The sequence below is a fragment of the Aeromonas sp. QDB25 genome, assembly GCF_027707725.1.
GTDB classification, from domain to species: domain Bacteria; phylum Pseudomonadota; class Gammaproteobacteria; order Enterobacterales; family Aeromonadaceae; genus Aeromonas; species Aeromonas caviae.
The window spans coordinates 1-6,736 of sequence record NZ_JAPCIZ010000123.1 but is presented as its reverse complement, the minus strand read 5'-3'; the positions used below and the strand labels follow the sequence as shown (position 1 = coordinate 6,736).

The 6,736-nt window shown below is 54.7% G+C and carries 8 protein-coding genes; 3 read left to right on the top strand and 5 right to left on the bottom strand.

The features are described 5' to 3' along the window. Window positions 1-67: 67 nt before the first annotated feature. Window positions 68-289, top strand: coding sequence for a hypothetical protein (locus tag PG883_RS22125; RefSeq protein WP_270808210.1), 222 nt, complete (start codon window positions 68-70; stop codon window positions 287-289). Between the two features lie 259 nt (window positions 290-548). On the opposite strand, the gene PG883_RS22120 is transcribed toward PG883_RS22125, so the two are convergent. Both PG883_RS22120 and PG883_RS22115 read right to left on the bottom strand, forming a co-directional pair. Then, complete coding sequence (locus PG883_RS22120) at window positions 549-1,112, bottom strand: DUF4942 domain-containing protein (protein ID WP_236544940.1); 564 nt, start codon at window positions 1,110-1,112, stop codon at window positions 549-551. Window positions 1,113-1,128: 16 nt separating this feature from the next. Next, entirely contained in the window at window positions 1,129-2,538 is a 1,410-nt protein-coding gene (locus PG883_RS22115) for an RNA-guided endonuclease InsQ/TnpB family protein (protein ID WP_101617946.1), read from the bottom strand. A gap of 380 nt (window positions 2,539-2,918) precedes the next feature. Here PG883_RS22115 and tnpA point away from each other — a divergent pair, with 380 nt between their 5' ends. After that, window positions 2,919-3,383, top strand: a complete 465-nt coding sequence (tnpA, locus tag PG883_RS22110) for an IS200/IS605 family transposase (protein ID WP_202155017.1) — start codon at window positions 2,919-2,921, stop codon at window positions 3,381-3,383. On the opposite strand, the gene PG883_RS22105 is transcribed toward tnpA, so the two are convergent. Beyond that, a complete protein-coding gene (locus tag PG883_RS22105) occupies window positions 3,369-4,526 on the bottom strand; it encodes a DUF4942 domain-containing protein (RefSeq protein ID WP_270808207.1) in 1,158 nt (385 codons plus the stop codon). The genes tnpA and PG883_RS22105 overlap by 15 nt on opposite strands. A 191-nt stretch (window positions 4,527-4,717) precedes the next feature. Between PG883_RS22105 and PG883_RS22100 the strand changes: the two genes are divergently transcribed. Further along, on the top strand, window positions 4,718-5,797 hold the full coding sequence (locus PG883_RS22100; protein ID WP_270808205.1) for a DNA-binding protein: 1,080 nt from the start codon (window positions 4,718-4,720) through the stop codon (window positions 5,795-5,797). Here the strand turns inward: PG883_RS22100 and PG883_RS22095 are convergent. Together PG883_RS22095 and PG883_RS22090 are read right to left on the bottom strand one after the other, a co-directional pair. After that, a complete protein-coding gene (locus PG883_RS22095; RefSeq protein WP_161507968.1) occupies window positions 5,794-6,213 on the bottom strand; it encodes a hypothetical protein in 420 nt (139 codons plus the stop codon). The genes PG883_RS22100 and PG883_RS22095 overlap by 4 nt on opposite strands. Window positions 6,214-6,380: 167 nt before the next feature. Continuing rightward, window positions 6,381-6,647: a hypothetical protein gene (locus PG883_RS22090; RefSeq protein ID WP_161507967.1), complete on the bottom strand. Its 267-nt coding sequence runs from the start codon at window positions 6,645-6,647 to the stop codon at window positions 6,381-6,383. Window positions 6,648-6,736: the final 89 nt, after the last annotated feature.

The window sequence follows — 6,736 nt, the reverse complement described above, 5'->3', positions numbered from 1 at the left end:
GCTATCCACACGAGGACGGGGTTAGGTATGCCTGTACGACAGCAGGTCAACTGAGCGAAATCGGCGCTTGGAGAAAGTCCGTCCTGTTTTGGAATTGTGCAACAAGGCCGTGCTGGTGCAGTATGAGGGCATCTACCAGGTAATGCGCCTCTACATGGACGACCGGTCGATGACCGTCCATACCACCGATCCGGAGGAGAAGAAGATCATCGCCAAGTACACCGCACAGGGCTACAACCTGCGCGACGCCATCATCTACGCCACGGAAGAGATCAAGAAGCGTCGATAACGGCCTACCTGAGCACCCATTCCGTGGGCTTGGGTGCTTATCAAAGCCGCTCGCCGGGCGGCTTTCAGATACACCGCTTTTTCGTTTATAGGAGACAGTGATGGGTATCATGCGAGGAATGCGGGATTGAGATTGCTCAGGGGAATAGAGACGTCAATGATGAGGCGCTGTAACATCCCCTTGGAACATCCATTGGCAGTTATGTAAAAGGGGCTCAACGCCCCTTTCTGCTGGCCAGCTTCCGACCCGGACACTGAGGTTATGCGATCAGCAACAGTTCTTCCTGGTACGCCAACCCTTCGGGGTAATACTCCACCCCGACCGCTGCTTGTGCCACAGTAAGCGCATTTTCAAATTTCTCGCGGGTCTCTTGCGCATGGACTGAATCGCAATCCATCTGGCGCAACTCCCAAGCACTGATCCCCTTCAAGATCATTGCCTTCTCTACCCTGTCGGCCGCTTCATACTGCGCCCAGAACGCGGGACTAGCCGCCTGCTCGTCGTGAGGCAACCAATTGCGATGGCGGCCCACATAGCGATTGAGCTTATCGAGCAGAGCCGGGTTACGAGGGTAGAGGTGGATCGTTCCGGCCGAAGCGTAGACCCGGACATCAAAGTAGGCCGTAGTGAAGCGTTCGCCGCTCACCACCTTACGGTTGTGGTAGAAGAAGCGGTGAAGACCATCTACCGCCTCGAAATGCTTGCCGTCGAGCAGGGCAAACGCCTTGTCGATGTCGGCCATTGCCTGCAGGTCTGAATAACCGAGCCCGCCCCAACTCTGAAGGTCAGAGCGGTTGGACGCCGGTAGAATGATCCGGCTCATCGTGAACTACTCGCAGCTAAAGCAGCGAGCTTCCAAGAGCGCAACCAGCAGTCGCACCCTTTTCTTTTTTGACGCTTCGCTGGGAGCTGCTGACTGAGCTTTTGACCCTGCCAGCCTTACGTTTCCCTCCACGCCCAATATCGGCGGCGGCTGTTAACACATCCGCTGCTGATAACTCCGTTCCAGAGTCCAAAATTAACGTAATAGCCCGCTTTTTTATTACCAGAGATGCGTTGTGATCTGCATTGTCAGTATTGCCGCACTTGCCGCACACAAAAAGACTCTGTGATATGCGGTTAGCGGGGTGAATGTAGCCGCACACGGCACATTCCTGACTGGTGTAAGAAGCGGATATTTTAAAAAACGCCTTTCCTGCTTGGTAGGCTTTGTACTTGGTGAAACTTTCTAGCATGTGCCAACCGGAATGCAAAATGGCTTTATTTAGCCCTGCCTTTTGTTTGGCTTTATTCGGCAAGAAATGCCCTGCTTCATCTTGCTTGGCATTTGGCCGCCGCGTCATTTGCGCAGTGCGTAGTGCCTCAAACACGAAAACCTTGGCATGGCTATTAACCAACGCCCTGCTTGTTTGATGATTAAAATCGCGGCGGACATTGCCTTTTTTACCATGATAACCAGAGATCCGGCGCTTGGTTTTGGTGCGGCGGTTAGAACCCTTCTGCTGTCTTGCCAGCTTACGCTGGAGTCGCTGGAGGTAGCGGTCGGCCTTGCTCAGGTGGTGCTTCTGGTTGGCAGAAAAGTCGAAACTCTGCTCGCCTGCCTGTGCTGGAATGGCGACGCCACGGTCGATCCCGATGGTGTATTGTTCCAGAAACTCACGAGGAGCCCCCTGTAGAAAAGCCAAATGCTCGGCGTTGCTGGACAACGATGTTTCGTTCACGCCGTTTTCATAGCAGAAAGACACATAATATTGGCCGCGCTCTTTTCTGACATAGAGCGAATTAGGTATCTCGAATTCACGGTGCGTCTTGAATGAAAGGTAGCCAATATTATTGGTCTTGGTGCCGATGAATAGCCTGATATTACCGTCCTGGCAATGTTCGAAATTGAATAGTTCGCGAGTGAGATAAACCGAGCCTTTGTCAGTCTTTGCTTTGCGCCTAGGTCGCCCGCACAATCCTTTCATGAACTTCTGATAGGTCTGATACCAGTTAACCGCGCTATTACGCAGAATTTGACTGGGGCAGTCTGATAACCATGGCGTTAATTCTTGAGATTTAAATTGGGCGGCTTTTTGGTCAATCGGTGGATAAGTGCCAATGGCGCAATATTTACGGGCATAGGTGCGGTGGTATTTTTCCTCGTCCACCTTTCCATTCCAGATCACGCGAGCGCAGCCCATCCACTGACTCAGTGTTTGCTTTTGAGCTTCGTTCGGATTAGCGCGGAGCTTGATGCCAGTGAGCATTATCTGACCGCTTTCTTAATTGCCAACTGCGCGACACCAGCTGCGAGAATTTCACGCGCTCGGGTGATGGATGCCATATCCTCCGCGCTGGCTAACTCATCTGTGTACCCCCAAAAATGGGCAGCTGCATTCATCTCTACTCGGCGCACCTTCCCCGGCTGTAACTGGGGGAGTTTTTGTCTGCATAGGTGCCCTGATTCTCTTGACTCGCAGAGGTAATAATCGGCTTTTTGAACCTTGCTTCTGCGCAAGGTCACTGTGCATCCACATCCGCCGGAGCATGAGATGATTACTTTGTCCATATTGTGTCTCGCCAGTTGTCGTCATTGGTAAATGTTAGTACCATTCACGCACCATTGTCAATCTAGTATGAGGTTATAATGTACGACTGGCGCACTGGCAGAAGCTGTGTTTTTAAAAATCATGCACACCTAGTCTTTGTCACGAAATATCGGCGAGAAGTATTTACGGCAGAGATGCTGGAGCGAACAAAATCCATCATAGCGGAGACGTGTGAACAGATGGATTGCGAGCTATTGGAGTTTAGCGGAGAGCATAACCATATCCATTTGATGGTGGCGATCCACCCCAAGGTTTCAGTCTCTAATCTGGTTGGCAAGCTAAAAGGAAAGTCCTCGTACATGCTGCGTCGAGAGTTCTGGGGCCAGATAAAGACGATGCTATGGGGCAACCATTTTTGGTCTCCCAGTTATTGCGTTGTGTCGTGCGGAGGCGCTACGTTGGAGGTGATAAAGCAGTACATCAAGGAGCAAAACGCCCCGCCGAGCGAACAGGCCGTGCAGCGGTCTAAGGCATTGACCAAAACCAATTTACCTCCCGCTTGACCCGCCCCTAAAGGAGTGGGATTGCGCGGGCGTTTCGTTCAACTTAAATGCCTGGGTACGATGACGGCTGTTGGACTTCCAGCCGTTGTAATGTACCCGGTTGCAGAAATGGTACTTACTGAAGATGTCGAAACAATCCAGCAGCATTTGAATCTGCATATCCCCCTGCTGCTCCACCAGCCCTAGCAAAAAGCCCTCGATGTTGGTCAAGGTGAAATCGATCCGGCGAATGTCCTCAAACTGGGACTCCAGTTTTTTCTGTGCGCCGCTGGTGAGCCGGTTGGTTACGCGCAAACTGCGCATCACGCCGCTCCATGCCGCATCTTTAAGGGCTTGATAGTCCTTGTGCATCGACTCAATCAGATCGCTCTCAGAATCGGTCTGAGTGTCCTCTGTGGTGTCGTTGATGGCTTTGCCCAACCGCCGCTTAAAGCGAACCGCCATCATCTCGGCCTTCCGATGGACCTTCATAAATTCCACGGCCTGGGTGAAATCTATGACCCGGTTCTTGAGCTCATCCCCCGGCAACATGAGATCGCGGGCTTGCTCTACCCGCTCGCTGCCCAACGCATCCTTTGCCTCGGTCTTGTCCATCAGTCGGATGAAATCGAACTGCTCGGTGTTCTTCTTGACCAGGTGGATGATCGCGCAATCTACCGTCGTCTTGCGCTCGGTCTCGTCGGTCTGGAACGCCGCTTCGACGTACTCAACATCGCCACCGTGATCCTCAATCAGTTTGCAGAGCAACTTCCTCTCGGCGGTGTAGGGGTTGGTGAGGGTGGTTGCATTGACCAGCGCGATCAGTTCACCACAAAAAAGGAAATTAAAAGCGTGCAGGACATGGCGGGCCCCTTCGGCAAAGGGGGGGTTCATGATGATCGAGCTATAACAGGCCACCGGCTCCATATCGAGGAAATCAGCACCCACTATGTTCAGGCCCTTGTCCTTGAGTACGGCGCGGCGCTCGGGATCCAGCTCGACACAGTCCGAGCTCCGGCGCACCCTTTTGACTTGTTCGACCGCGTCCAGCAGATCACCGGTACCAGCGGACGGATCAAGCAGGCGGGTGATGGGACGGGTGAACTTGGACGCCATCTTCTTAGCCAGCGCCGCCGGTGTTGGGTAGAACTGTAGGTCGCTCATCGAAAAACCCTCATTTTTGCAGTCAACGGCCCACCCGTCCCGCACCATTAGTTTACCCTTTATGGTCAATCTGGCAAGCGAAACAAACAAACTAACTAAAGTTTGTTTTGTTTGTTTGGTTTGTTTGTTTAGTTTTTTCTGATTTGTGCTACCCTCTCCCTGTCAATTTCCAAGCCTTCAGAGGGTCAGTCATGCGTCCAGCCAATGTCACCGATAAACAGGTCATCAACGCAGGTCACGTATTACTTGAGAAGGGCCGTGCCGTGACCGGTTTTGGCCTTCGTCAGGAGATCAAAAGTGGCAACCCCGCTCGTCTGATGAAGGTCTGGCAGGATCACCTGAACAGTAAGGAAGGGACGCAGCTTGCAGCGGACAAGCTGGCGCTGCCCCTTGAGCTCTCCGAGGAGCTGACGGCTTTCACCACGACCATGACGGAGCAGCTGTCCGCCATGATTTCCGATCTTCATGGCCGGTCGGTGCGGCTTGCCGAGCGCAACGCCCAGGAGCAGACCGCGCAGATCAGGGAGGAGCTGAGCCAACTCAATGCCGAGCTGACCGATGCGGCTCACACCCTGGATGAGGCTGATGCCAAGCAGGAGAGCACCCAGACCGAGCTGGAGGCCCTGAAAAAACAACTTATCGCCTCACAGGCGACCGAGTATTCCCTCTCGCTGGAGCTGGCGCAGCTGCAGGAGCGTTGCCTCGCCGCCGAGAAGACCACCCACGCCGCCCAGGAGGCGCAGCAGCTTGCCCTGTCGCAGTACGAAACGGACACCAAGCACGCCCAGGCAGAGACCGAGCGCGTGCGACTGGAACTCTCTGGCAAGATTGAACAGCAGGGGGAAGAGCTCGCACAGCTCCGTGAACGCTTGGCCGCGCGGGAGCAATCAGCCAACGATGCGGTGCTGGTCCACCAGCAAGCGATGACCAGACTGGAGGAACAGCTCGCCGCTCAGCAAGCCGTGGCGAAAGAGCGTGGTGAGCACGTTGCCAGCTTGCAGCTTGAGGTGTCGAATGCGCAGCGCGAGCACGCGGCTCTCTCGAAGTCCGCCGAGGAAGATAAGGCGAGGATGGCAGGTGAGCTGACACGGGCACTGGAGGCACTGGCCACCGCGCAGACACGCACCGATGAGGCCACTACTGAAGCCCAGAAGGCGTCCGTTGATGCTGCCCGCATAGCAGGACAACTGCAGGCAGCTGAGAAACAACACGCTGAGTTACTGGAACTGATGGCCGGACGCCTCAGTGCCGGGGACAAACCACAGGCTTAATGCTTTCCCCATGGAGCGAGACAGGGCAGGGCTTTCACTTTCCGATAGCGACCCGGTAGGCTGAGCTGCTGCCCGTGCCGGGTCCAGACCGTAACCACAAACCCGCCGCCCTGCTGTGACGCGGGGATCAGGCGGTCACTCATACGCATATCCACGGTCACGCTAAACGGGCTGTCGGTGTGGTCTTCGAACAGCAATTCGTAGGCAAGCCCCCTCTCCGTTGGACCGGCAGAGACGATGCACTCTTTTCCGGTCTTCATCTCCGCCACCATGGCCAGCTGGCTATCTGGTACCAGCACTCGCGCCGCATTGGCATTCCATGACACGTAAAGAAGACCACGACTGGCCGCCTCACTGTCGTAGTAGTTGGTCGTTTGGATCAACGGACCATCGTTTCCTATCACAATTGCTGTCATGGCCTTTCCTTCAAAATGAACGCTCCTCCCTTCCCTGCCACGGCAGCAGGTTTTTGTCGTAGCGCATAGATAACGGTGTGGCCGGTGATCTTGCCTTGTAGCCACAAACTCAATAACCGGGTGCAATAACGTATCGACATCGCTTTACTCCCTGCTGAACATTGCCGCTAAACCAGCTCAATACTCGCACCAAATGTGGCCTCAACCAAGGCTCGCATCACCGCCAGGGAGACGGTGCTGCCACAGGCACTGACGGGGCCCTGCCAGACATGCGCTCGATTCTCGCCGCGCCAATCCGTCACTGCCCACCAGCGACGTTCCCGTTGATGGGTGGTTGGCCGAGTGAGATTGAAGCCAATCCACTCAATGACCACATGACCAAGCGCAGGATCGCCAACGAAGTCCAGTGGACGTTGGTCACTGATGTTTGACATCCTCCCCCACCTTAGCGCTTCGCGTCACAGGAGGGGGATTCCCATTACTGGGTGATAGCTGCTCGCGCAGTACCGGGTTCCTGCTTCAT

What these genes read in the sequence shown, in the direction of transcription:
- PG883_RS22105 (WP_270808207.1), bottom strand. Translation starts at nt 4,526, where the DNA reads ATGAGCGACCTACAGTTCTACCCAACACCGGCGGCGCTGGCTAAGAAG.
- PG883_RS22120 (WP_236544940.1), bottom strand. Translation starts at nt 1,112, where the DNA reads ATGAGCCGGATCATTCTACCGGCGTCCAACCGCTCTGACCTTCAGAGT.
- PG883_RS22115 (WP_101617946.1), bottom strand. Translation starts at nt 2,538, where the DNA reads ATGCTCACTGGCATCAAGCTCCGCGCTAATCCGAACGAAGCTCAAAAG.
- tnpA (WP_202155017.1), top strand. Translation starts at nt 2,919, where the DNA reads ATGTACGACTGGCGCACTGGCAGAAGCTGTGTTTTTAAAAATCATGCA.
- PG883_RS22100 (WP_270808205.1), top strand. Translation starts at nt 4,718, where the DNA reads ATGCGTCCAGCCAATGTCACCGATAAACAGGTCATCAACGCAGGTCAC.
- PG883_RS22095 (WP_161507968.1), bottom strand. Translation starts at nt 6,213, where the DNA reads ATGACAGCAATTGTGATAGGAAACGATGGTCCGTTGATCCAAACGACC.
- PG883_RS22090 (WP_161507967.1), bottom strand. Translation starts at nt 6,647, where the DNA reads ATGTCAAACATCAGTGACCAACGTCCACTGGACTTCGTTGGCGATCCT.